This window comes from Cytobacillus sp. MT66 (assembly GCF_058792595.1).
Map to the genome: position 1 here is coordinate 416,259 of NZ_JBXAFB010000001.1, position 26,994 is coordinate 443,252.

The following is a 26,994-nucleotide window of genomic DNA, read 5'->3' on the forward strand; positions in this document are numbered from 1 at the left end:
TATCACCTCTTTGTGTAATTTTTATTATTTCTTTTGTTTGAAACGATTGATATGGGCTCCAAGTGTAGGAACACCTAAATCATCTTCATAAATCATCCACTCTTCAGGAATATCCCAGAAGCCTTTAAATTCATCAGTGAACTTTTCGCTTAAGGCAAAGCTTTGGGCGTACATATGTCTAACCTGAATGGACGCATCCTCGTTAATGATTTTCGCTCTTTCTCCCTGCATCCATTCTTTAGTAGGCTGACTGCGCTCTAAGCGCTGCTTGCGAATTTCTTTGCGGTTTGCCTCCGTAGCTTTAAGATCAACCGTATACACGCCATTTTCCTCTGTAAACACACAGCCGTATATTTGTTCTGCATAGCGCAGGAGGATATATTTTTCATTCAGATCGGTTTCAACCTGCTTCGGATTTCTTTCTAAAGGATCGCCAAAGCCTGGGCCACCGCGAAGGTAGTTCATAATCACATCATAATCGCCAAATGTATCTTGTGTAGATACCGCCTGTCTATCACGATAGATGACTTCAGCTTCCATATTTTCTTCATATGTTGGATTATCTGGGTCCACATCTCCGCCTAACGGGATTGGCAGTCCTTTGGCTATACGCTCTTTGATGTTTGTTTTGTTCGCTTGGAATCGATATCCCGCAGATGCTGGGTATCCGCCCATTAAACCGCAGTCTGTCGCAATGACCCCTGCACCTGCGACGAACATTGTCCATTCTTTTGCACCCCAGCCAAGGCGAAGTGATTGCCAGCCGTTTCCGCCGCGGTATTTCCCAGCACCGCCAGATCCAGGCAAGATTTGTCTTCCTAAGAAAATCAGCGGTTCTAGAAGTTCCCATATTTCCATATCACCCATATCACCCTCTGGATTCCAAAGAGCAGCTGAATGGCTGATGCCATCCTGGACAGCACTTGCCCCTACACCGCAGGATGAAGTCTCAAAACTATTCATTGCTGATAATTGACCGTATTGATCATATCCTCCGCCCATCAGCCAGTTGGATGTATGAGCATTTCCAGCATTTACTTCTTCTAAATACCCACGGCCAAAATAGGCTCGGCTTAGTCCGCGCCAAAGCGGTGACCATGCCGCAACAAGCGCATGCCAAGTGTTTGAGTGGGCTGAACGAATATCATCAGGATTAAACCATGAACCGTATGGGATGCCAAATTTACTTGCATAGTAGGCTCCATCATTGATGCGATCATTCGGCACAAGAGTCTGGGAAAGCATAACCCAAATACCGCTCGTAATAGAAACCGGTGTAGCATTAAATGGATGCCAGCCCCAGCGGTTTGCCCCTTCAAAGTCGATCTCCAGCTTTGCATCTTTATGAACAGTAATTTCTGAAGGTGTATGAATGATTGTATTAAGTTTTGCAAAGGAAGGAAGATCCAAATCCTTAAATGGGATGTCAACAAATGACGCCTGACGATATTTTCCTGGAATGAGCATGGTTTTAACCTGATTGACAAAACCGCGGCGTCCATCCTCAATAATTTCACGCATAAATTGCTTGTAAGCGTCGACTCCCTCTTCCTTGATGACATCAAGAACAAGGTCACGAATCATATGACAGCCGGCGATCCGAGTTTTTTCATCTAATGTCCAATATTTAACCGCACGAACAGATCTAGTGCTTTCAAGGATCCAGTCTTTAGAAAGTGTATCGTTAGTGCCAATTTTCCGGCAGGTTACCTGATAGCCATCATCATATCTTTGCACAGGACCCATTGGCATACTTCCCGGCGCGGAAGCTCCTGTATCGATTACGTGAGTTACACCGCCAGCCCAGCCAATGATCTCACCTTCCCAAAAGATAGGAACCAATGTATGGACGTCACATGTATGAACATTTCCTACATGGTTGTCATTATTACAGAAAATATCCTTATCATTAATGCCTGGATTATCTTCATAATCGTTTTCAATCATAAACTTAATTGCTGCACCCATTGTTCCTACGTGAATAATGATTCCTGTTGATGTAACAATAGAATCTGCTTCTGGTGTATACAAACTGAAGCAAAGTTCACCTTCCTGCTCAACTATTGGCGATGCAGCTACTTTTTTCGCCGTTTCCCTTGCGTGCACAACCCCGCCGCGAAGCTTGGAGTAGATTTTTTCAAAACGGATAGGATCAGTTTCCTTGAATGGAAGAGTTCTTAATCCAGCGTAATGACCCGTCTCTCTGCTGACTTCATCCATTTCTTTACGCATTTGCTTTAGTGTTTTACCGTCCCAGCCAATCGTTTTCCGCTTTTGCTGATCATCCGTAAGAATTTTAGCCAAATTTGGTACCCCCTAAATTTTTTTAGATCGTTGTGTTACTTTACTTCCTTTAAGTGGAAAATACGGTGTTTATCTAGATAAGCTTCAAAACCAATTGGAACAACTAATGTAGTTGCTGTAGATTCCAAAATTGAAAAGGCCTGGATTCGGTTGCCTGGCATTAACTTTTCCATCTCATAAATGTTTGCCCGCAGGAATTCACCATTCCAATAAATTTTACGGTGACCAACCAGCGCATCTGCAGGCGGAGTTTCCCCATAGATTGGCTCCTTTGGAATTTGCGGTTTAGCAACTTCAACAACCCCGCGCACAATCGCACCTGTTATGGAATAGCCAAGCTCAGGAGAGAGTGCTGCTTTTGCATAAACTCTTGCATATGTCTCTTCAAATGTTTTGATAAGCTGTTCCCAATCATCAACAGATTTGAATGCTGAAATTGGCGCCTCGATTTCCAAGTCATTTAATTGACCCTGATACTGCATACGGTAAAGAAGACGGAAATCCACTTCCTCTGGAGCATAATCGTTTTTCTTAAATTCCTCTGTTACCTTTTTCTTCAACTCATCCCATGCTGCCTGCAATTCTTTTCCTGCCATTAAAACATCGGAGTCTTCTGCTTTTTCGGCAACATTAATGTCCAATGTTTTATCATAGCGGTATTCAAAATCTGCAGCACCGCAGCCAAATGCAGAGAATCCAGCTGCCCATGCAGGAATCAAAACATCTTCAAATCCAAGACCCTTTGTATACCCTGCAGTGTGCAACGGCCCCCCGCCGCCATAAGAGAAGCAGACATACTGTGAAGGAGAATATCCTTTTCCCAGAATCATAGATTCCAGATAATTGCGGAGCTGTGATTCTAATAGTTCAATAACTCCATAGGCTGCATCTTCCACAGTCAAGCCAAGCGGATCGGCAATTTGCTTTTTAACAGCTTCATATGCTTTTTCTTTTGAAAGCTTGATTACGCCGCCAATAAAGTTATCTGGGTTAATTAGACCTAGAACAACGTGGCAGTCGGAAACGGTCACCGTATCGATGCCACCGCCTGGATTACATACACCAACACGAGACCCTGCGCTATCCGGTCCTAGCGTAATATTTCCATAGTTAGGATCAATACGGACAAAGCTTCCTGTACCCGCACCTGTTGTATCCATTGATACGAGCGGCAGAGATAGTACGAGTCGTGCCATGTCAGGACTTGTATTAATGGCTAGCTCTCCTTGAGTGATTAAACCAATATCAAAGCTTGTTCCGCCAATGTCTGAACAGGCAACATTCTTTAGACCAAGCTTTTCTGCTAAGTATTTGGCGCCAACCATTCCTCCTATTGGTCCGGAAACACAAGTTCTCGCCAGTTCATTTGCTTTTATGCTAATTGTACCGCCATGGCTAGCCATGATTCGCAGGTCAAAATTAGTGCCCGCATCCCTTAGCGCAGTATCAATATTTTCCAATGTTTTCCGTGATGGTTCAGCCGCATAGGCCTCCACAATCGTGGTATTTGTCCGGTGAGATTCCTTTCTCACAGGATAATAATCAACAGTTGCAAATACCTTGATATCCTTATTTGATTTTTTAACAACTTGTTCAGCAATGTCACGGATACTTCTTTCATGTGCTGGATATTTATAGGAGTGAAGCAAACTAATGACAATGGCTTCAACATCTTCATCAATGAGTTTCTGGATTGCTGGTTCAACCTCATGCTCATAAAGCGGAATGACAACGTTTCCAAAAAGGTCGACTCTTTCGGTTACACCAACTGTCCATTTTCTAGGTACAAGCGGCTGATCAAAGTGATGAGTATTGATATGAATTCGATCTGAATAGGAATAGCCTAGGAAGGATTGAAGTCCGCGGCCCATTCGATGGCTATCCTCCATCCCTTTATTAACAACTAACCCCACACGTCGGCCAACCCTTGAAACAAGACGGTTAAGCATGGCTGTGCCTGAATACACTCCAGCAAGCAAATTCGGGAATTCCTCTTCGATTTTTGCATCCCATTGGCTCAAAGCATCTTTAGCAGAGTTTAATAGTCCAATATGTTCATCGAGTGGAGTTGTCTGTGCCTTACCTACAACAAAATCCCCTTTTTCATCAATAATGAACGTGTCTGTCATTGTACCTCCGGCATCAATGGCAAGAATTTGCGATTTGGCCAAATGAAACTCTCTCCCTTCAAGAAAAAATATCCTTTAAACAGCCTTTATTTTGTGCTGTTCACATTTATTAATAATGCAAGGAGTGTGCCAACATTTTAGAAAATGATTTTCTGCTTAAAATCAAGGTTTTACCCGGATTAATCTAAAGTTCGATTAAATGGAGTGTAGTGAATCGCTACACCTGTAGCGCTACAAATGTTTTTTATAAAACAGTCCTTTTGAATGTTGATTTAGCCTAAGGGGTAGTCTAATATTATGAATATAAAGAATTTTTAAAAATTGTAAAATTTATCTAAATACCTCTTAAACTAGGATCATTTTTTTCGGTAGAAATTATCCGAATCTGATTTAGGGAGGTCTTGCACGTTGCAAAATCCGTTTCTTTCCATAATATCCACAAGTAATCTGCGAAATAGGGCAGGTGAATTAAGAAAGACATGGGAAGATTTCATCTCCAACCGCAATACGAAAGATTTGCAAGATGCCATACGAAATGAAATTCTTTCTTCTTGGAGCCGGTGCCAGTCTATCGGCCTTAATCCAGGGCAAAAAGAAGCCCGAACAGCACTCACCTCACTAGAATTAGAAAAACTTCTATCGGAATCCGACCTCTATCTTGCTGCTAAACCGATTATTGATAATATTTACGACAAATTAATTGGAACGGGCTACCTCATCACATTAAATGACGAAAACGGTAAAATGCTCTATTTAAAAGGTGAACCAGACATTATTAGAAAAACAGAAAAAGTGAACTTCTCACCGGGAATGGATTGGAGTGAAAGTGCGGCAGGAACAAATGCTATAGGGACGAGTATTGTTTCCAAAAAGCCCATTCAAGTTTTCTCTGCCGAGCATTTTTGCGAAGGTTTCCACCCAATGACATGCTCATCCTCACCTATCTTTCATCCGTATACAAAAAAGGTTGTTGGCGCTATTGATTTCACTGGTCTCTGGCCAAGCACACAGCCACACACACTCGGGTTAGCGGTTTCCCTCGCACAGATTATTGAACAAGAGATGCTTTTGATGTATAAGAAGAAATACTGGCAGCTAGAAGAATACTACAATCATTGTAAAACCAAATGGAAAGATCATCCGGTGCTAGTTTTTAGTGACGAATATGTTCTTGTCAATGGTGATCAAGATTTAATAGACACCTTAAACTTGAAAAAAATGAGGCCTATTGAAAACCCTTACTCCCAAATAAAGATGCTGCTTCATAAACCAGACAGCTCCTTTGAAACAGATGGGTTTGAATTCATTAGTGCAAAACCCATTTTATATAATAATGAAGAAATTGGGTACGCAGCTATTTTTAAAAATAAATGCGGCCAGATTATCCCCCTGCTGAACAGTTCAAACCAATATCAAATTATTGGAGAGTCCGCAGAAATTAAAAGCATCTTACATAAATGTCAGCATGTGGCATCGGTTAATACCCCTGTCCTGCTGACTGGCGAAACTGGAACAGGCAAAGAATTGATTGCTAGGTATATTCACGAAGCGAGTTCCAGAAGAAATATGCCGTTTATTCCAATTAACTGCGGCGCGATTCAGAAAGAACTGATAAGCAGTGAGCTTTTTGGCTATGAAAGCGGAACATTTACTGGCGGAAAAAAGGAAGGAAAACGCGGCAAATTTGAGGAAGCAAATGGCGGGACGATCTTTTTAGATGAAATCGGAGAAATGCCTGTCGATTTACAAGTACATTTACTAAGGGTACTCCAAGAGAAGGAAATTATCCGCCTTGGTTCCTCAAAGACGATAAAGATTGATGTAAAAGTCATCGCAGCAACTAATAGAAACCTTGAAGACATGATGAGGGAAGGCTTATTTAGAAAAGACTTGTTCTTCAGGCTCAATGTCATCTCTTTTAAGATTCCTTCATTAAAAGACCGAAAAGAGGATATCATTCCAATCAGCAACTTCTATTTAGATAAATTCGCACAAAAATACGGGAAATCAGCGCCAATCCGTTTGACTGACCGAACCATTCATTTTTTTATGAACTATTCATGGCCCGGCAACATCAGAGAACTGCGAAATGCTATCGAGCATGCTGTTATTTTCAGCAGCTCCAGTATTGTCGACCGCAGTCACCTGCCGGAATATTTGGCCTGCTTGAAAAAAAAGCATTTTAATATAGAAAATGAAGCGGAACAGCTTGGCTACTCTCCAATAGAAAAAACTGAAAAAGAACAAATCACAAAACTCCTCATCGAAACAGGCTGGAACATATCGGCTGTATCCAAAGAAATGAAAATCGCCCGCTCCACTATGTATCGAAAGCTGAAGAAATATAATTTAAATGAGCATGATATTTTAAAAATATAGAATTTGGCACAGCTCCCTTTTTTAATTAAGCAAAAATTTTAGTATATATTTTAATGTGTTTGATACAAAAAATGCTGATTCCAATTTAAGAATCAGCATTTTATCAATTTATTTATCGGTTTTAACTAAAGAATCTGTCCTAAATTGCGGAATGGGCAAACCTAAATGCTCTCTTAAAGTGTTTCCTGTATACTCTTTTCTAAATAGGCCCCTTTCCTGCAATACTGGAATCACTTGATCAACAAACTCCTCAAACATGGTTGGGTAATAAGGGAATAGCAAATTATAACCATCACAAGCCTCATTTTCAAACCATTCCTGCATTTGATCCGCGATTTCTTCCGGCGTACCGAATATAAACCGGTGCCCGCGTGCACCTGCTACCTTTTTAGCCAGCTGGCGTATGGTTAATTTTTCACGGCGTGCTTGGTCAATGATTAATTGACGCCTGCTTTGGTTCCCGTTAGTAGCTGGGATGACTTCAGGTAATTCACGATCCAAATCAAATTGATACACATCTAACCCGCCTAAATAGTCTGATAAAAATGCCAAAGCGATATCTTCAGGAAGCAAATCTTGCAGTTCTTCAAATTTCGCCAATGCTTCTTCCTTAGTGCGGCCGACAATTGGGGATACACCAGGTAAGACTTTAATATGATTTGGGTCTCTTCCGTATTCCTTGGCAGTGTTTTTAATATCACGATAAAAATGCTGCGCTTCCTCAATGGTCTGCTGAGCTGTAAAAATAACCTCAGCTGTTTTAGCAGCAAATGCCTTTCCTCTAGGTGATGAACCTGCCTGTATCAATACTGGATACCCTTGAGTTGGACGGGAAGCATTTAAAGGTCCTCTTACATTGAAATACTTACCTTTATGATTAGGAATATGTAATTTGTTTTTATCGAAATAAATACCTTTCTCTTTATTTCGAGTGAGAGCGTCTTCTTCCCAGCTATCCCAAAGCTTTTTGACAACCTCAACAAATTCATCGGCGATCGCATATCGTTCATCATGTTCTGGATGATTCGGCAAGCTAAAATTCAACGCATCATTTTCATAATAGGACGTAACAATATTCCAGCCTGCCCGCCCTTTACTTATATGATCAATCGATGCAAATTTCCGTGCTAGATTAAAAGGTTCATTGTACGTGGTACTAGCTGTAGCAACCACTCCAATTTTTTCAGTAACTCCTGCCAGATGTGAAATTAATGTCAGAGGCTCCAATCGTATCAGTTCCGACGGATGACTTTCCTCAGTGATCGATAATCCGTCGCTGATAAACAGCATGTCGAGCTTACCCCTTTCAGAAATCTCTGCCAGTTCCTTGTAAAAATCGATATTTTCGAACCCATCTTGGGGTGTATTCGGGTGCCGCCATGCAGCAATGTGATGGCCGGAACCCATTAAGAATACACCTAAATTCATTTGTCTTTCTGACATAACACTCTCCCCCATTTCTCCAATATATATTGCGATTACCCTATCAACATATGATTATTAATCACATAATACCTACCAATTTACCTGGATATCATCCAACAAATAATAGCAGAATTTTCCTTCATGCCTATTCAGTTATCTAAAAAGGGCAATTTTTCAAACTACTATAGACGCACTAAATTTTATTATTTATTTATCCTAATTCAATGAACTTGCAAAATGATTGCCATTCCTTAAAAGATTTACAAGAATGGACAATTCTTCATGGAGCCTTTCCTTCGCGTCCACATCCACTCTAAATTGATTTTTAGGTAATCTTTCTATCATCGAATCAATGACATATACACCTTTCAAAGTAATTGTTGCACCTAGGGCATTGAATACTGGTTTCAGCGCATAATCAATGACCAGCAAATGGCCAGGACTCCCACCTATGACAATCGGGAGTATTGGTTTATGAACAAATGCCTTCTGCGGCAATAAATCAAGATAGGCTTTTAAGACACCAGAATAGGCTGCTTTAAAAACTGGGGTTAAGACAACGATCGCATCCGCTTCTTCTATCTTTTTATTGGTTTTTTTAATTTCTTCGCTGTCATATTTGGCATGTATTAAGTCTTCAGATGGTAAATCGATGACCCTTACTTGCTCAATACTAAAATCGTTTTCTTTCAAAAAGGAAATTACCTCATTCTCAATTCCATTCAAACGTGAGTGGACAGAACTTGATCCAGAAATAATGGCTACTTTTGTCAAAATCATCACTCCTAATTGGTTTCAATCGCGTGCACCGATATAATAAATAACAAGTGGTTACAGCAAAATCCCACCTCTCTGAAATTTCAGAATTATACAAATGAAGATATCACTCATTCTTATTTTATGCAAGCACAAAGAACTGCCTGATCATGTGTACACATTTTTAATCGGCAGCTCTATGTTTTTCATGCATTATTATTCATAAATTTAATTAGGAAGTTACGGTTAGTATTTCACAAATTAAGCTTCAAACTGTTTTTCCAGGGCAGGCGAGGCGGCTTTTATTTTTCTGACAACAAGAGTAAGGACAATTGCTCCCATTACAAAGGTGGCCCCTCCCGCTCCTATTAATACGATTGATGTGCTCAGCCACTTGGCAAGAATCGATCCAATTGCAGGGGCAATCAGCATGGAAAAGGTCTGCAAAGAGGTCGCTGCTGCGGATACCCTCCCCATCATATGTTTTGGAGTTTCAGCCTGTAATAGAAAGCCGTATGGAACAGCTTCTCCAGATCCCATAAAACCGAGAAAAAACGCACCAATTACCCAATAAACTTGAGGAAGGGTCATAATCCCCATGCTGCCAAGACCGATGAGAATAATGAAAGAACCGCTAAATAGGGACGCACTTGCCATAACATGAATTGGCTTTTGTTTCCATTTCGTCCAGTTCCCCATCAAAAAAGAACCAGCCACGCTGCCAAGGCCTACAGCACTAATCAACACTCCAAAATTTCCTGCTGTAAATCCCAGATTTTGAGCAATGAATATAAAGAGGCCATCATACAAGAAAATAATAAAAAACGCGACAGACGATAGGATCACGGCTGTTTTTAGTAATGAGGTACGGGATATATGCCTGATTCCTTCTGAGAGTTCGCTCCAATACTGTCCTTTTTTATTTTTTGATTGCTCATCGGCATCCATATCAGCAACATTAGGCAACGTAAGTAAAAATAAGATGGCGATAAAAAACCCTGCAGCCTCGAATAAGAAGGGACTTTTTGCACCAAATAAAGCAATGACTCCTCCCCCTAGTGCAGGACCAAGAATTTTCATGGTATTAGATGAAAGCTGGCTCAGCGTGACCGCTTCAGGAAGAAGCTGATCAGGGATCGTGTGCCTAATCATGCTTTGCCTTGCTGGGTCATAAATAGCTGCGACTGTGCCTTTTAAGAATACAAAGATTAAAAGTATAGCAAGGTTAGGCGCAAAAAATAGCCCCGCTACAAACACCATCCGTAATAATAAACAGGCAATCATGGTTTGTTTTTTGGGCAGGCGATCAACTAGCACGCTCGCTAACGGACCTACAATAACCCAAGGCAGTCCAAGCACAATGATTACCGCAGCAATCGCTGTTTCATCCAATCCCCAGTGATAGGCTACAATTACCTGTAAGGCTATTAAATCCAGCCAATTTCCAATATCAGAAAAAACTTGTGCACCAAATAGTGAGCGAAACGGCCGATATTTGACAGGTGCAAATATACCAGCTTTCATCTATGATTTCCCCTCTTCCTCCTGAATAGATTCTCTTCTCCTTGTCAGCCGCTTTGGCGTATTTCCGCTTAAATCCTGTCCATGTGGCAGCTGATTTTTTTCTAAAGCAATGATTGATTCTTCAATCCACTTCAAATCGGCCTCCAGCCGTATTTCTGCGTAGCGAATCGCCAGCATGCCATAATCACTGACATATGATAAACCATTTGTTGACCAGCCTTTAACAAATTCAAGTAAGTCATTCGTCGTATCTCTTCTCTTTTGCAAATGGCTGATTAATACAGAACTATCTATATCTTCGTGCCAGGTTGACATCTTCATTAATAATTCATCTTTAACAACCGGGTAGGCCGGTGGAGACTGAAGCCAATTTTCAAATTCCTTCCACCCTTTTGGTGTGAGTTCGTACAGCTTTTTTTTGCGGCCCTCTTCCTCCTGTTCAACCGGATAAATAAAGCCTTCCTCTTCAAGCTTTTTCAATTTCGGATAAATGCTTCCATAGCTCATTCCCCAGTATAAACCAGCGGCTTTATGTTCAAACTCGGCTTTAATATCGTATCCTGTACTCGGCCAAAAGCTTAATACAGCAAGAATGGAATGTTCAATTGACACTTTTTTGTATCCTCCTTGTATCGCTTTGATATATCAAGTTGATATATCATTATGATATGTTGCAAAAGGTAAAAAATCAACTGAAAATTTATAAAACTTTCATTTTCTTGTCCAATAAATAAAAAAAGACTGCCGCTTAGTGCTGTCGGCAGTCTTCATATTGCATCTTTGCATAACATTAGTTCCCTTTAAATATGGGTGCTCTTTTTTCAAGAAAGGCTTGGGTTCCTTCTTTTTTATCATCTGTTCCGTATAGGACGGCCTGCGCCAGACTTTCTATCATTAATCCTGTATCCATATCGGAAGAAAAACCTTTATTAATGACCATTTTAGCCAATTGTACCGCGAGTGGTCCTTTGGCTAAAATAATGCTTGCTTTCTCCTTTACTGCTTCCCATAATTCGTCCTGTGGAACAACTTTGGTTACAAGACCCGCTTCCTTGGCTTCAGCCGCTGAAATAAATTCACCGGTTAAAATCATATCCATGGCTCTGCCTTTACCGACAATTTTGGCTAACCGCTGCGTCCCTCCTGCCCCTGGAATAATGGACAAGTTTAATTCTGGGAGACCTATTTTCGCGTTCTCAGAGGCCACGCGGATATCACAGGCCATTGCTAGTTCGCAGCCGCCTCCTAATGCATATCCGTTAATCGCCGCAATCGTGGCTTTTTTGCTGTTTTCGATTCGGCGATAGATCTCTGATAAATAGCTGATGGGAAGGGCTTCGGAAGCACCGCGGTTTTTTAGTTCATTTATATCTGCTCCAGCGGCAAAGGCTTTTTCACCTGCACCCGTGAACACAATGACCCCAATTTCCTGATCATTCTCCAAGGCTTCAAAGGCTGAAGAGATCTCCTTCACGGTCTGGCCATTTAATGCATTTCGCACCTCGGGACGGTTTATTTTGATAACGCCGATTTTCCCTTCCCTCTCCAGTAAAATATTTGTATAGTCCAATGTTATACCCTCGCTTTTTCATATTTCTTGTGCAATTGGGCCGCGATTATATTTTTCTGTATTTCTGAAGTACCTTCGTAAATTCTTGTAATTCGCGCATCACGGTAAAACCTTTCAATCGGGTACTCGGCAATATAGCCGATGCCTCCATGAATTTGTACAGCTTTGTCCGCAATGCGATTATAGGTTTCCGAGCCAAGTAATTTGACCATCGCAGCTTCTTTGATGACATTGATTTTCTGGTCTACCATCCAGGCAACACGATAGGTCATTGATCTTAAAGCCTCTGTTTCTAATGCCATTTCCGCTAAGTAATGCTGGATAATTTGCTGTTCAAAAATCGGTTTGCCGAACTGGATTCGCATATGGGCAAAATCGAGCGACATTTCAAGGAGCTTATCACAGGATCCCAGGTTTCTGGCAGCCATCCCCGCACGGCCATTTGCCAATATCTTTAATGCATTGACGTAGCCCTGGCCTTCCACACCCAATACATTTTCCGCCGGAACTTCACAATCCTCAAAAAATAATTCAGCAGAATGGGAGCCATGCAGACCCATCTTCTTTTCAATCTTTCCGACTTTAAACCCTGGAAAATCCTTTTCAACGATAAAAGAAGTAATTCCTTTTGCCCCTTTCGATGGGTCAGTTACGGCCATCACGGTAAAGATATCCGCAATCGGCGCATTGGTAATATAATGCTTGCTGCCATTTAAAATATATTTATCGCCTTTTCTCACAGCCGTCGTTTTCAAATTTGACGCATGTGAGCCGGCACTTGGTTCCGTTAAAGCAAAAGCTCCGATTCTCTCTCCTGAAGCCATGTCCGGCAAATATTTTCGCTTTTGCTCCTCGTTCCCCATCTCAACGATGCCGACACCGCCGATACCGGTGTGTCCGCCAATAACGGTTGTGTAGCCATTATGTGTCCTGCCCAATTCTTCAAGCACTGCACATTTGCCAACCATGCTTAACCCCAATCCACCATATTCTTCTGGCACACTAAGAGCAAACAATCCCATTCTTTTCGATTTTTCCATAATTTCTTCAGGAATTTCATTCGTTTCTTCGATTAACATCGCTTTCGGATCGACCTCATGATCAATAAAATCACGGATTCCTTGTTTAAGAGATTTGATATCCTCAGAAAGTTCAAAATTCATTTTGCACATCCCCTTTCTCCTATGTACATAAAGACCTTTGTTATTTCCATTCTAGACCCATCGGTAAATTCCTCTATAACTCTATAAATTTAGCAGACTATTCTTAAAATTTACCGCATTAACGTGCCGGGGGACTGTCCCCCGGTGGTTTAATGCGGTAAATGGGTGGGGGACTGTCCCCCGGTGGTTTAACGCGGTGAAGACATTCGCCACTTGTTAACACATGGTTAGGCCGCCGTTAACGGATAGGGTTTGGCCGGTTACGTAGTTTGCTTCTTCTGAAGCGAAGTAGGCTACTGCTCCGGCAATGTCGCTTGGCTGTGCCAGGCGGCGGAACGGGATGGCTTTTTCCAGAGCAGCCGCAATCCCTTGATTATAGGAGCCAATTTCCTGGAATAGCGGTGTGTCTGCCGGCCCAGGTGCTACACAATTGACATTGATTTTATGTCTGGCCATCTCTCGGGCTAATGTTTTTGTAAAAGCGATGACGCCGCCTTTGGCAGCAGAGTAGACGGCTTCACCGCTTGAGCCGACTCTTCCGGAATCGGAGGCGATATTGACGACTTTTCCATAGCCATTTTCGATCATATGAGGTAGTATTTCCTTACACGTATGAATTTGCCCCATTAAATTAATATTAATAACCGTTTTCCATGTCTCCGGTTCGCTTTTTAAAAATGGCTCAATTTTATCCCATCCGGCGTTATTGACCAATACATCAATGGTTTTGTAACGCTCCAATGAAGTTTTTACTGCCTCCTGAACGCTTTCCAATTTTGTTACATCACAGTAAACTGCCGTTCCTTCACCGCCCTCTTCTTTAATCAGCGCAACGGTCTCTTCTGCATTGGTAAGATTAACATCGGTAACAATGATTTTGAAAGAATTTGAGGCTAATTTTCTCGCAATCTCTCGGCCAATTCCTCTACCCGCTCCAGTAATGAATGCAATACGTTCTGACATATGTTCAACCTCCGTTTTCCTCATTAATATTATTCTTTTACCAATTCTTTAATTTTCTCACGCAGACGAAACTTTTGAATTTTTCCGCTTGGTGTCCGCGGAAAATCATCAATAACTTCCACATGTTCAGGCCAATACTGTTTGGCCACCCCTTTATCGGTTAAAAATGTCTGTAATGTTTTTAATGTCAGCGGTGTCTTACCTGCCTTCATGCTGATAAACGCACAAGCTTTTTCCTGCAGCCTCGGATCCGGCATCGCGACAACCTGGGCATCGGAAATATCCGGATGCTCATATAAGATATTTTCAATATAGGCAACTGGGATATTTTCTCCGCCGCGTATAATGATGTCTTTGCTTCTCCCAGTGATTCGGATGTAGCCATCTTCATCCATAGTGGCACGATCACCTGTCATAAACCAATCGCCGCTGAACTCTTTAAGCGTATCCTCCATGCGTTTTAAATAGCCAACAAAATGAGCAGGGCCTTTGGATAGAAGATTCCCTTCCTGGTTTCGAGGACATTCATTCCCTTCCTCATCCACAATTTTTACCTCCATGCCCGTAAAAGGAATGCCATCTGAACCAATGAGCTTTTCTTCAGGGTCTTCCAAGTTTGTTAAGGTAACCAATCCATTTTCTGTTTGTCCCCATCCTGCTAAAATATTAAAAGTAAACCTTTCCCTTGCCTCTTTAACTAGTGCCCTTGGTATAGGCGCACCATATGCACCGAAGATTTTCAGTGTACGAAGATCAAAGTTTTCTAATCCTTCCTGCCCAATAAAATCTCTTAGGAATGGGGTAGCACCTGCGGTAATCGTTACTTTGTCTTTTTCAATGAAGTCGACAAATTCCCTTGGGTTCCACATATCTTGAAAAATAGCTGTGCCGCCTGCTTGAACCGGTGCACGAACCCCATAGACAAATCCGGTTTGATGAGCAACAGTGGAAGCCATAAACATCACATCATCAGCATTTAAGCCAAGGCGGCCATTCCAATATTGAGCCGCTATACAAAGGCTGTTATGGGTATGCATAACCCCCTTAGGATTGCCGGTGGTTCCCGAAGTAAAGATAATTTGTGTGATGTCGTTTGGATCAAGAGTTATTTCATTGAGAAGATTGATATCTTTCTTTTCTTCCCATGGCACATCAATTAAAGAGGAAAATGATTTCATTCCATTTGCAACATCATCGCCTATGACATAGACATGCTCCATTGCTGGCCACTGTTCCATTAATCGATGAATCATTTCGGGATAGTAGAAATTGCGGAAGCGGCTTGGCACGACAATCATCTTTGATTCTGCTAAACCAACCATATAGCCAATTTCCCGGTCACGATAAAATGGAATCAACGGATTGGTGATAGCTCCAATTTTTGTAATGGCAAGATGCAGGATGACAAATTCAGTCCAGTTAGGCAGCTGGAGGGAGATGACATCCCCCTTACCCAGACCTATTTCATTTAGGCCTAAAGCAACTCGATTTACCAGCTTCTCAAGTTCGCGATACGTATATCTGCTTTTCCGATCAATAATGGCAATTTTATCTGGGTGTTTTTCAATGGCATCATCTAAATAATCCAAAATGGTGCGATTTGGCCATTGTGATTGATAACGTTCAACATATTCCTTTGTTAAAATTGTTTCTAGTTTCAACTCCCATTCCTCCCCATTGACCATTATGTTTTTTTAACCTCTAAACTTATTAAAATCTACCGGTCTTTTTTCCAAGAATGCATGTTTGCCCTCGGCAGATTCTTCCGTATTGTAGAACATGGCCAAGCTGCCCATAGCAAGCTGTGTGATCCCCTGGATATTTGCACTGTCCGCATTAAAAGAATATTTCAGCATTTTAATCGCTGTAGGGCTTTTTTGCAGGATTTTTTCAGCCCATTCCATCGCCGCCTGCTGAAGCTGATCTGCAGGGACTATTTTATTAACAAGCCCCATTTCTTTTGCTTCCTGTGCTGTGTATTGTTCACATAAATACCAAATTTCTCTTGCTTTCTTTTCTCCAACGATACGGGCTAGATAGGCAGAGCCGAAACCTGCATCATAGCTTCCAACCTTTGGACCGGCCTGGCCAAATTTCGCTGTATCTGCCGCAATCGTTAAGTCACAAACCACATGAAGGACATGGCCTCCGCCAATAGCATATCCATTAACGGCTGCAATGACGGGCTTGGGTATGTTGCGGATGGTTAACTGGAGCTCCTCCACCTCAAGCCCGATTCCTCCGGCCAGCCCGCCTGAATAACCATATCCGCCTTCATCACCTTTTTCTTTTTGATCGCCGCCTACGCAGAATGCCTTATCGCCGGCCCCTGTTAAAATAACTGCGCCAATCCTGTTATCATCCCATGCATCTCTTAAAGAACCAATTAATTCACGAATCGTCTTTGGCCGGAATGCGTTATATACGTGTGGGCGGTTAATTGTAATTTTTGCAATCCCATTGTCTTTTTCATAAAGAATATCTGTTAATTCCATTTTGATAGCCTCCTAGATTTATTGAATTTGCAGGACAATTTGCCCTTTAATAACAACATTTTCTCTCTCGTTCCTGCAAAGAACCTTTGCTGTTAGCCATTTACGCTTTTCATTAATATCAATGACTTCAATCTCAGCCGTTATCGTATCGCCAATATATACAAGCTCTAAATACAATAATTCCTTTTGCATCATTAATAGCTGGTATCCGGAAAACTCTTCATAAAGCAATTCAATAACCAATCCTTCAGCTAAGAACCACGGCACAATTGGCAGGCCATCCTTCATTCTTAATACTTTTTCAAAAATTTGGTTATAATTACTTATTACGTGCAGGCTTTGTTCGACGAAATCCAAGGTGAATTCTCTGTTTATCACAGCCATTTGCCCGATAAAAAATTCCTCTTCCACTTTTTTCATATGAATGAACCGCCCATGCTAATAGGAACGGAATTCCTTGCCTATGATGTCTTTGGCAATCACCATCTGATTTGCCTGGGCCGTTCCGTCGCCGATTTCCAGTCCAATGACATCACGCAAACGCTGTTCGAGCGGCATTTCTTTCGTATAGGCATAATGGCCATTCAGTAATAAGCATTCGTGAATCGCTTCTCGGCTGTATTTTGGCCCCAGCCACTTAACAGAAGCAGACTCTTTAGAATGCTTCATTCCCTGATCACGCAGCCATAGCCCGCGATAGGCCTGCCACTTGACCATTTCTAATGAAGAAAAATGTGTAACAATCGGGAACGAAACACCCTGATAGGTGGCAAGCGGTTTCCCGAAGGTATGTCTCACCTTTACATGTTCAATGGTTTCTTCGAGACTTTGCATAGCCGCACCAACACATTGCAGGCCAATCAATAAACGGCTGAGGTCAAAACCATTCATAACCTGTGAAAATCCTTTATTTTCAAGGCCAATTAAATTTTTTTCAGGCACTTCTACATCATTTAAATAAATGGATCCCCTGCTTACAGGAACATTTCCCATATCTTCATAACCTCTGCATTCCACGCCAGGAAGGTCTGAAGGGACGATAAATGCACTGATCCCGCGATTGCCTAATTCAGGGTTAGTTTTAGCAAATATTAAAAAAGCATCTCCTATCGTTGCCACACTGATTCCAGACTTTTCACCGTTCAGTACATAGACATTGCCTTTATGTACAGCTGTTGACTTGATCCCCCCAGCATCTGTACCAGCGGATGGCTCTGTAATGGCGATACCGATGATACTTTCGCCCGATGCTATTTTTGGCAGCCATTCATTCTTTAGCTCTTCACTTGCATGATTCGTTATGATTTCACCAATTAGTGCATTCAGCATCACCGCATAAGTTAGATTAAAATCCCCACGGCCGATTTCTTCTGCAGCAATGCCAGTTGTTACACAATCGGCATCACTGCCGCCATAATCCGCAGGAATTCTAAGGCCTGTTACACCTAAATCCCCTAGTCTCTTCCAAAGATGCCTCGGCATGGTGCCTTCACGATCCCATTTCATATAGTTAGGAAGAAGTTCTTCTTTGGCAAATTCTTTTAACATTTTCCGAAAATGCTCTTGTTCATCTGTAAACGAAAAATTTAACATCGTAAATTCCTCCCTTCTGACAGTAAATATTGCAAAAAGCGTGCCAAAACAAAGCGTGATCATTTAAGGGATATCTTTTAATAACTTTGCATTATTGCGAATCATTCGCAAAAATTAGAATTAAGATTGCGAGATTGAAAAAAGCACATTGAAGAAACAATGTGCGCATTAAAAAAAGTTACTGTATTTTATATTTTGCGATCTTTCGATAGAGGCTTGCGATATGGATGTTTAATAGTTGGGCAGCCGTGGAACGATCTCCGCCTGTCTCCTTTAATGCCCGCTGAATCGCATGGATCTCGGCATTTTCGACCTCGTCTTTAAGGGTTTTGACTGGAGAATAATCTTGTGAAGATGAAGTGAAGTTCTCTGGTGATGCTGCAAAAAAAGGAGTTTGTCTTAAGGTATCCCCTTCAACAATATTCATCCCCCGTTCAATAAAGGCTTTTAACTCCCTGATATTACCCGGCCACTCATATTCTAAAAGCCATTTTTGCAGACTTGGATCAATATACTTTACCTGTAGACCGAACTCTTCATTGAAGTAATCAATGAAATAATGGGCTAATGGAAGAATATCATCCTTTCTTTGCCTTAGAGAAGGGATTTTTAAATCAAAAACATATAAGCGGTAAAACAAATCCTGCCTGAATTTCCCTTCATTAACCAATGTTTTTAAATCACGGTTTGTCGCGGCAATAATTCTTATATCAACGTACTTGCTTCCGGTCCCTCCTAGCCGCTCCACTTCTCTTTCCTGCAATACTCGCAGGAGCTTTCCTTGGGCTTGTAAGGGAAGTTCCGAGATTTCATCAAGGAAAAGAGTACCGTGCTGGGCTAATTCAATTTTCCCTGGTTTCCCATCTTTTTTTGCCCCGCTAAAAGCACCGGCTTCATAGCCAAATAGCTCCGATTCAAATAGTTCATCTGGGATTGCCGCGCAATTGACGGCCACAAATGGATGGTGTTTTCTTGCACTTAGTCCGTGTATTGCCTGTGCAAACAATTCCTTGCCTGTACCGCTCTCGCCCGTTAACAGTACGGTTGAATTACTCGTTGCAATTCGTGCGGCCAGTTCTTTAATTTGTTTGATCGAATAGCTTTCCCCAATGATTCCATCGAATCCATAGCGGTTTGGCCGACTTGATCTTTTCTTTAATTTTGAAATCGAATTGACAAAAGAGACCATGTCGGAATACTCTATTTCATCATGACGGACAAGTATATGGAAAATTCTTGTATCCCTTTCTTCTACTCTTAATAGACAGGAGTAGCCTAGAATTTTGCCAAAGCAAACGTTTTTCTGTTTCCGGTAATTTAAATCTTGAATCATTTCATGGATGGGGGCACCTAGGAGGTCGTTTTGGTTAACTGAAAAATAATCACAAAAGTCGGAGCTTATTTTAACAAGCCTTCCGCTTAAATCGAACTCAAGAAAGCCCAAACCTGCGGCTCCATCAACCAGATTCATGGATTTCTTCAAATTTAATCACCTAATCCGTTTGAATTTAGAAGACATATAACAACTTGTCCTTTAATCACTTCCTTCAGGTCCTGATTAAAACAAGTCACTTTTAAACTAATCCAATTCCTATCCCTATTGATATCCATAATCTCCAATTCTGCTGTAATACTATCACCAACAAAAACAGGATGATAAAAAACCAATTCCTTTTGCAGCAAAATGGAGGCACGGCCAGGAAGCCTTTCATAGATTACCTGATTAATGAGTCCTTCAGCCAGCAGACCAGGCACGATTGGCTGATGATAGTTACTTTTCCAGACATCATGGTCTGGATTGTATACAGCACTATAATCCTTTGTTAATTCCTTACACTTATCTACATCTTCATCGGTAAATTTACGCTGCAGCCTTGCCATCTGGCCAATAAAAAAATCCTCAATAGTATTCATATAAACCCTGCTTTCTGTTTTGTTGAAAAATATCCGTATAAATATCCAATTCTATTAACATCTTAAGATATTCTCATTATACCTTACGTAATGAATATTCTAAATATTTAAGTTATTAAAAAAGACCCGCCAATTATACAAAATGGCGGATCTTTTTGATTAATGAATTATTGTGCTGCTTGCTGCAGTTTTTCTTTAGATGGCGTCTGGTAGATAACATAATCATTGATCTTTGTTACATAGTATCCATCGCCAAGCCCGTATTGGCCACCGTATTCCTGATCGAAACGATACACACGGTATACTTCTCCCGGTTTTAACACTCTCACAAATTGAAGCTCGCCATCTGCACGTTTCCAAAGATTAATAGGCTTCTCGATTACCAATCTGCCAGTCTGACCTTTTTTCAATAACATGCCGTCCCAGTATACGGCCTTGGATTCTTTAGCCGGCTTTGCAGCAGGTTTGTCTGCAGGCTTTTCGGCTGGTTCTTCGGCCGCGTCACTTGGCTTCATCACGTTCCAAAAAAGTTCAGAAAGTGCTTTATAGCCATCCTCGCTTAGATGAATATCTTCTGGATTTGGCAGATAGGCAATATTTTCACCAATAACGTCTTCCGTGGAAACGTATACAGATCCTGATTTCACAGCCACCTGCTCAATTAAAGCATTTAATGTCTTCAAAGCTTGTCCAAGCACAGCCTGGTTTTCAGCCGGCAAATGCGGGAATGGATTGTAATAGCCCATGATGTATAGCTTTGCGTCTGGGTTTAATGTTTTCACTGCGGTGATAATTTGCACAAGATTTTCCTGAACTTCGCCAAGTGTTTGCTTAACTTCGTCCTCAACAAAAGAAATACTCATCTTTTCTTTATCAATTGCAAGCTTTTTTAAAATATCGTTTGCACCAGCATCCAGTGTCACATGGGTAGCTTGGCTCAAAACAGCCTGAATACCAGCATTGTCCCCTTTGGTTACATTATTGGTGATATCATTAAGGACATCTGATGTTGTATAGCCTGATACTGCATAATCCCGGACAAATGAATTCAAAACATCCAATTGCTGAAAGTTTTCCGCAATAAAATCCGGATAGCCTTTTCCAATTGTCTTAAATGGTGTTTGGCCTGCTGCCAAGGAATCACCAAGGCTGACATAATTAACATTCTTTTCTGCTGCCGCTAGACTAGTAATTGGCTGACCGGCGATGCCAACTAAAAGTGCTAGGACAAATAGAATTTTTACAAGTGGTTTAGACAAAAAGAACCCCTACTTTCGTAATAATTTAAGAATATTCCCCCAATTCTCTACTATTTTACATTATGAAAATAGGAAAAAACAATCAAATAGAACCATAGAATTTCGACAGAAGCTGCAAACAACCAGTGAAGACGCTGCAAATAATTGGTTAAGAAGAACTTTGTCGATATTTGCTGGACGTTTTTTATTGAAAATGAAAACGCTTTCAAATATAATAAAAATAGGTGGATGGCATATGTGGCCATCATGGTATTCGGCGTAGGCGGGGCCAATACTTTAATCTGTTACAAGTCAATGGATCATCACAACCACTATTTAGACACTCCTGAAAAAAGAGACCTTTTCATTCTAGTCAGAATGAAAAGGTCTCTTTTATATTTTGTGAAGTGGATACCTATTTAGCTGGGGTCACAGCCCTTTGCTTTCTTTTCACCGCCAGCATAGCAAGAACCATAATGCCAATTAACACACATTGAGGGATAATGGTTTCTAGAGTTGGGAAAAATCCGATGATATCAATTATAGGGATATGTCTGATTAAATGCGTGTCAACTACGCTTGTCAGCTGCAGGGCATGTACGCTTACGCCAAGAATTTTAAATGCCATTAGGTAAATGAGCATGGTTGCACCCTTAAAGAAGGTCCCCATCGGAATTTTTGTACTGTACCTGATAAGCAGCCAAGTAAATCCAAGTAATATTATTAAAGCGATCGCAATGCCCAGTACCAGTTTTTCCGCAGAAATCGATGGAGCCATTCCACCATAAAAAATGAGTGTCTCTGCCCCTTCCCTAAAAATTGAAAGGAAGCTAATTAATGCCAGGGTGATAACACTGCCTGTCGAAAGCGCCTTCCCCACTTTAGCCTGAATGTATTTATTCCATGCTTGAATTTGTGATTTTTGATGGAGCCAAACTCCGACACCAAGCATCATAATAACTGCGATGATCCCTGTTGTGCCTTCTAAAATTTCTCTATTTGCCCCTGCCATCGCAGATGAGAAGGCAGAATTAATGACAATGGCAGCCAGAACACTAAGTAAAATTCCTGCAGATGCTCCAAGCCAGATCCATTTTTCATATTGCCTATGATTTGTCTTTCGTAAAAAAGCAATAAGCGCCGAAACAATCAGCAAAGCCTCAAGTCCTTCTCGAAGCATGATCAAAGCTGCATCCCAGACTGTGTAGTTCTTCTTTTGCAGCAGAGAAAGCTCCTGTTTGTATTCCTTTAATTGATCTTTCAGTGTAGGGTCTGTGTTGGACGCTGAAAGTTTTCCGGCGATTATCGGGATATTATTTTCTAATTCCTTATATAAAGCACCATTTCTTGTTTGTACCTCTCCCTCAACCGTTGGCCATACGGTTAAAAACTCCTCCAGGGCGGCAATTGCTTTTTCGTAATGGTTTTGATCCAGATTTGAGATAGCCTGGTCTAATAAATCAATTAATGTTTGCAAGGAATGATTTTCCTTTTTTTTCGTCTTTGCCACAGCTCCGGAAGCAAAGCTGTTCATGGTGTCAGATAGTCCTGTGAAATGTTTCTGAATCTCAGTATAGCTTTTATCTTCCTTTAAAATAGCGATTCGCAAAAATCCCATTTGTGTTTCTATTTGACCATAATATTCAATGCTTTGGTCACGAACGATTCCTTCATTTTTTGTCCACACCGTTAAAAGCTTTTTATAAGCAGCATTCATTTCTTCCGCATTTTTCACTCTAATTGCTTCTTGAAGAGACGTAAGCGCCGGTGTGACCTTTGTTTTAAATTCATTTCTAAGTTCAGCCTTATCAACGGGATTCATCGCTTTTTCGTAGGCAACAAGGGCATTTGAGAGATTGGATAGTTGTTTCAAAAGTACATCTTTGTTTTTCTCTTTTACAGCTTCTTGCGTTTCCTTTATGTACTTGTCAACTAGCTTTTCCTCGTTTATATCACTTTTATTATTTTCCTGCCAATCCCGTGTCAATGTCTGCAAAGCGGTTTCAACCTCACTCCAGTTTTCCGCTTTTCCATTCATAATTGCATCACCGACAGAAATAAACAAATGGCTATAGCTCTCCTCTGCTGCAGATATTCTAAGTGGCAGCAGCAGGATAAATAGAAGAGAAAGAATACATAACAATTTTTTCATTATTATAAAGCTCCTCATATAAGGCTGGAATTAAAAGTAGGCTCTGGTGAAATGCAAAAGAGGCAGCCGTGATCTCAGCAAATTCACCATGTCTGCCTGCATTCAATTATTCAAAAAGGGCGGCACCAAGGTAGCTTCCTTTTTTTACACCTGGGAAACAGGCAAAAAGTCCGCTGCCGCGATGGGTGATATACTCATTTAATTTATCAGCCCTGCCAAGGCTGTTCTGGATATTAATAAATTGATTAGGATTTTTTTGAAAGGAGATAAAGACCAATCCTGCATCAAAGGCACCGGTATCCGGCCGAATGCCATTTGAATAGGAAAACGATCTCCGCAAGATCCGGTCTTTTACTTGTTTAGCCAAATAAACATGCGAATCAGCAGGAGTAATCGGCTGATTCTTCTCATCCATTCGGTCTAACTCTACGGAATCAAATTCATTAGATTTGCCAAGCGGGGCACCGCTATCACGGTGGCGGCCAAATGCGGCTTCCTGCTCTCCTAAAGCTGTACGATCCCATGTTTCGAGATGCATTTGGATTTTTCTTACAGCCAAATACGCACCTCCAGTCAGCCAGGCTTTTGATTCCCCAGGCTGAATCCAGACAACATCATTCATTTCTTTTTTATCATCTACATTAGGATTTGCCGTGCCATCCTTAAAGGCAAATAAATTTCGCGGTGTTTCTTTTTTTCCCTTTTTGACGGGATAGGTGTTAAACCCTGTTTGAGCCCATTTCATTGTCACCTGGCCTCTTGCATCCCTAATAAGATTTCTTACTGCATGGAATGCGACTTGGGGATCATCTGCACATGCTTGAATACACAGATCTCCACCAACATATTGCGGATCCAGCTGATCCTTTGGAAAATGCGGAAGATCCTTTAGTTCTTTTGGTCTTTGGTGCATTAATCCGAGCTCTGGTTTTTCGAAAAGACTTGGTCCAACACCAAAGGTTAGGGTCAGGCGGGAGGCATCCAGTCCTTCTGTTTCCCCGGTATCGTGAGGGGGCAGCAAGGTATTATCGGAATTTCCTTTCATTTCTCCGTTCATCATTCGTACACTTGCTTCTGTCCAAACTTGAAAAAGCTCTTTAAGCTCATTTTTTGATTTTGCTGTCACATTTAACGCAACAAAATAAACATGCTCTGGATTTTTGGTAAGAATGCCAGATTGATAGGGACCATAGAAGTTGACTTTATTCTTTGCCGATGGATTGTCATCAGAAAATGGCTGAGCACCCATGGCTGTTAACACACCGCCCATGCCTGAGGCTCCGAGAAGCAGCCCCATGCCGCCCACACCCGCGGTTTTTAACATATCCCTTCGTGTAATTTTTTTTTCTAAAATGGATTGCGTTCTTTCTGCTGTCAATTTAATCACTCCACAACAATGGCCATTTGACTTAAAGGTTCACCTAATTGATCTACAGCTTCTGACAATGCCTTCGTATCATCTGGTGTAAGTGTTTCAAAGGAAACATACCCGCCATTTCCATCCTCATATTTAGCAAGAAGATTGTTGATCGTTTGGAAACGGCCTTCAAGTGTTTCAACTAGATTCATATCTTTCTTACTCAGTTTCTCTTTAAAAATCTCATAAATTTTTTCTGCACCTTCAATGTTTGCTTTGAAATCATATAAATCTGTATGTGAATAGATTTCCTCTTCACCCGATATTTTCGAAGTAGACACTTCGTTTAGAAGATCAATGGCCCCAGTGATCATTAACTCAGGGGTAATTTCCACCGTTTCAACTTTTGCCCGAAGCTCCTTTGTATCGTTTAATAATTGTGCTGCTGTTTCTTCATATCCCTTTGTTGTGTTTTCTTCCCAAAGACCATATTCAATTTTGTGATAGCCGGACCATTCCTCTTCCCCTTTTCCTTCTTCCTTAATATCTGCTAATCTAGCGTCAATTCGGGGATCTAATTCTCCAAAGCTTTCTGCAACAGGCTCTGAGCGTTCAAAAAACATTCGTGCAGGGGCATAAAGAGCTTTCGCTTTATCAACTTCTCCGTCTTGTACCGCTTGAACAAATTCACCTGTTTTTAAAACGAACTGATCAATCTGTTCCATCGCAAAATTTTTATAAGCTTCTTGTTCCTTAGCTAAATCGGCTCCTGCAGTTTGCAATTCTTGCGTTGGTTCTTCTTTCACAGTATCATCACTCGCACATCCAGCTAAAAGACCCCCTGCAAGAAGAAATGACCCCGAAACTAATTTTATGTATTTCACATTAAAACCACCTTTATATTAAAAACTATATTAGTAATGATAATCATTATCAACTATAGTGTCAAGAGAATATGTACGATATTTAAGTCAATTTAATTGACTTTTAGAAAAAAACGTGTACAAAACGAATAATATGGGAATTCTCTTAAGGAAAAAGTCCTGTTCGTTCCAGGCAAAGTAATATGGGATCATAACCTATTCGTTGGAGTATTAAGAGTGATTAAATGATATAAAGAGGATTTGTGTATTTTATTAGCGAGGGAATATGTATGGAACCACAAACGATTTTTGTAGTAATGACAAGCATAATATTGATTTTTATTGCCTATTTTATCCCTAAAAAAATGAAAACCTATGAGATTTACGTGACATCACTGTTCGCTACATTGTTCGGACTTCTTGTAGATTCAATCTTGGCTTTGAAATACAAATTATATGTGCTGGATAAGCCCGGAATTCAACTTCCTCCTTTATTTGGACAAGTCATTTTTTATTTTTCTGCCAGTATCATTGTATTAAATCTCTACCCTTACCATAGGCCAATTAAATGGAAAATAGGCTACCTATTAGCAGCAACGATCCTTACATTGGTATTAGAATATGCAGCCTTTAAATTTAGGTTTATCTCCTATAATGAATGGAATATAGGGTATTCCGCTTTATCTTACCCATTCCTCATTTATTTTCTAGTGCTGCATTATAAGTTTTTCAAATGGCTGGTGAAAAAAAGTGCTTGATTCGCAGACTATCAGCAGGTATTGGAGACAAATCAATGATGAACATCTTGCATCCATTTTGCTAATAATTGCAAACCTAGGTATTTTCACTTATAATGAGATTAATAAAAAAATGACTGAGCGAAGGATACGCTCAGCCTAAACAACTGCATGCCGCAGCATAAGCGGCTGACCAATTGGTTAGGCAGACTTAGTAAAAGAAGTAATTTCCCAACACTTTGGAGGAGCGGCGGGCAATTACTTCTTTTTTCTATTGGTGACAAGTGCAATCATTGCGATGATAGCTGCCAATGCCGATGCCAGAAAAATGCCAAATTGGAGCAGCATATTTAATGCTTCATATGTCACCACTTTTAACACCCCCTCTCACTAGGGAGTGCCAACCGCCCATCCGCTACATGCAGCTGCTAG

General features: G+C 41.0%; 22 protein-coding genes. 2 read left to right on the top strand and 20 right to left on the bottom strand.

Going from position 1 to position 26,994, the window contains the following annotated elements; all coding sequences use genetic code 11:
- Positions 1–24 precede the first annotated feature (24 nt).
- Positions 25–2,304: a hydantoinase B/oxoprolinase family protein gene (locus tag AC1Q59_RS02035; RefSeq protein ID WP_492364102.1), complete on the bottom strand. Its 2,280-nt coding sequence runs from the start codon at positions 2,302–2,304 to the stop codon at positions 25–27.
- Between the two features lie 35 nt (positions 2,305–2,339).
- Positions 2,340–4,475, bottom strand: a complete 2,136-nt coding sequence (locus tag AC1Q59_RS02040) for a hydantoinase/oxoprolinase family protein (protein ID WP_492364103.1) — start codon at positions 4,473–4,475, stop codon at positions 2,340–2,342.
- Positions 4,476–4,841: 366 nt separating this feature from the next.
- On the opposite strand from AC1Q59_RS02040, the gene AC1Q59_RS02045 reads away from it, so the two are divergent.
- Positions 4,842–6,812, top strand: coding sequence for a sigma-54-dependent Fis family transcriptional regulator (locus AC1Q59_RS02045; protein ID WP_492364104.1), 1,971 nt, complete (start codon positions 4,842–4,844; stop codon positions 6,810–6,812).
- Between the two features lie 108 nt (positions 6,813–6,920).
- Here the strand turns inward: AC1Q59_RS02045 and AC1Q59_RS02050 are convergent, their stop codons facing one another.
- From AC1Q59_RS02050 to efeO, 17 genes are all read right to left on the bottom strand, one after another.
- Entirely contained in the window at positions 6,921–8,255 is a 1,335-nt protein-coding gene (locus tag AC1Q59_RS02050) for an LLM class flavin-dependent oxidoreductase (RefSeq protein ID WP_492364105.1), read from the bottom strand.
- A gap of 198 nt (positions 8,256–8,453) precedes the next feature.
- The gene (gene ssuE, locus AC1Q59_RS02055; RefSeq protein ID WP_492364106.1) at positions 8,454–9,017 is read right to left on the bottom strand and encodes an NADPH-dependent FMN reductase; all 564 of its coding nucleotides are present in this window, start codon (positions 9,015–9,017) and stop codon (positions 8,454–8,456) included.
- 237 nt (positions 9,018–9,254) lie between these two features.
- Positions 9,255–10,517, bottom strand: a complete 1,263-nt coding sequence (locus AC1Q59_RS02060; protein ID WP_492364107.1) for an MFS transporter — start codon at positions 10,515–10,517, stop codon at positions 9,255–9,257.
- Positions 10,518–11,129: a PadR family transcriptional regulator gene (locus AC1Q59_RS02065; RefSeq protein WP_492364108.1), complete on the bottom strand. Its 612-nt coding sequence runs from the start codon at positions 11,127–11,129 to the stop codon at positions 10,518–10,520.
- Between the two features lie 178 nt (positions 11,130–11,307).
- Complete coding sequence (locus tag AC1Q59_RS02070) at positions 11,308–12,087, bottom strand: enoyl-CoA hydratase/isomerase family protein (protein WP_492364109.1); 780 nt, start codon at positions 12,085–12,087, stop codon at positions 11,308–11,310.
- Between the two features lie 2 nt (positions 12,088–12,089).
- Positions 12,090–13,250, bottom strand: coding sequence for an acyl-CoA dehydrogenase family protein (locus AC1Q59_RS02075; RefSeq protein WP_492364110.1), 1,161 nt, complete (start codon positions 13,248–13,250; stop codon positions 12,090–12,092).
- 216 nt (positions 13,251–13,466) lie between these two features.
- Positions 13,467–14,213 (bottom strand): SDR family NAD(P)-dependent oxidoreductase, encoded by a 747-nt coding sequence (locus AC1Q59_RS02080; protein WP_492364111.1) that lies wholly within the window; start codon positions 14,211–14,213, stop codon positions 13,467–13,469.
- Between the two features lie 29 nt (positions 14,214–14,242).
- Positions 14,243–15,874 carry an AMP-binding protein gene (locus AC1Q59_RS02085; RefSeq protein WP_492364112.1) on the bottom strand — a complete coding sequence of 544 codons (1,632 nt, stop codon included), beginning with the start codon at positions 15,872–15,874 and terminating at the stop codon, positions 14,243–14,245.
- 33 nt (positions 15,875–15,907) lie between these two features.
- Positions 15,908–16,708: a 1,4-dihydroxy-2-naphthoyl-CoA synthase gene (menB, locus tag AC1Q59_RS02090; RefSeq protein ID WP_492364113.1), complete on the bottom strand. Its 801-nt coding sequence runs from the start codon at positions 16,706–16,708 to the stop codon at positions 15,908–15,910.
- Positions 16,709–16,726: 18 nt separating this feature from the next.
- Positions 16,727–17,128 (bottom strand): hotdog family protein, encoded by a 402-nt coding sequence (locus AC1Q59_RS02095; protein WP_492364114.1) that lies wholly within the window; start codon positions 17,126–17,128, stop codon positions 16,727–16,729.
- Positions 17,129–17,146: 18 nt separating this feature from the next.
- Entirely contained in the window at positions 17,147–18,301 is a 1,155-nt protein-coding gene (locus AC1Q59_RS02100; protein ID WP_492364115.1) for an acyl-CoA dehydrogenase family protein, read from the bottom strand.
- A 178-nt stretch (positions 18,302–18,479) separates the two neighbouring features.
- A complete protein-coding gene (locus AC1Q59_RS02105) occupies positions 18,480–19,784 on the bottom strand; it encodes a sigma-54 interaction domain-containing protein (RefSeq protein ID WP_492364116.1) in 1,305 nt (434 codons plus the stop codon).
- Between the two features lie 2 nt (positions 19,785–19,786).
- Positions 19,787–20,215 (bottom strand): hotdog family protein, encoded by a 429-nt coding sequence (locus tag AC1Q59_RS02110; RefSeq protein WP_492364117.1) that lies wholly within the window; start codon positions 20,213–20,215, stop codon positions 19,787–19,789.
- Between the two features lie 167 nt (positions 20,216–20,382).
- Positions 20,383–21,474 carry an SGNH/GDSL hydrolase family protein gene (locus tag AC1Q59_RS02115; protein ID WP_492364118.1) on the bottom strand — a complete coding sequence of 364 codons (1,092 nt, stop codon included), beginning with the start codon at positions 21,472–21,474 and terminating at the stop codon, positions 20,383–20,385.
- A 394-nt stretch (positions 21,475–21,868) separates the two neighbouring features.
- Positions 21,869–23,605 carry an FTR1 family iron permease gene (locus tag AC1Q59_RS02120; RefSeq protein WP_492364119.1) on the bottom strand — a complete coding sequence of 579 codons (1,737 nt, stop codon included), beginning with the start codon at positions 23,603–23,605 and terminating at the stop codon, positions 21,869–21,871.
- 106 nt (positions 23,606–23,711) lie between these two features.
- Positions 23,712–24,983 carry an iron uptake transporter deferrochelatase/peroxidase subunit gene (gene efeB, locus AC1Q59_RS02125; protein ID WP_492364120.1) on the bottom strand — a complete coding sequence of 424 codons (1,272 nt, stop codon included), beginning with the start codon at positions 24,981–24,983 and terminating at the stop codon, positions 23,712–23,714.
- A 5-nt stretch (positions 24,984–24,988) separates the two neighbouring features.
- A complete protein-coding gene (gene efeO, locus AC1Q59_RS02130) occupies positions 24,989–25,837 on the bottom strand; it encodes an iron uptake system protein EfeO (RefSeq protein ID WP_492364322.1) in 849 nt (282 codons plus the stop codon).
- A gap of 278 nt (positions 25,838–26,115) precedes the next feature.
- Between efeO and AC1Q59_RS02135 the strand changes: the two genes are divergently transcribed.
- Positions 26,116–26,583: a CBO0543 family protein gene (locus AC1Q59_RS02135; RefSeq protein WP_492364121.1), complete on the top strand. Its 468-nt coding sequence runs from the start codon at positions 26,116–26,118 to the stop codon at positions 26,581–26,583.
- A 237-nt stretch (positions 26,584–26,820) separates the two neighbouring features.
- Here AC1Q59_RS02135 and AC1Q59_RS02140 read toward each other — a convergent pair whose 3' ends face one another.
- The gene (locus AC1Q59_RS02140) at positions 26,821–26,934 is read right to left on the bottom strand and encodes a putative holin-like toxin (protein ID WP_492364122.1); all 114 of its coding nucleotides are present in this window, start codon (positions 26,932–26,934) and stop codon (positions 26,821–26,823) included.
- Positions 26,935–26,994 lie beyond the last annotated feature (60 nt).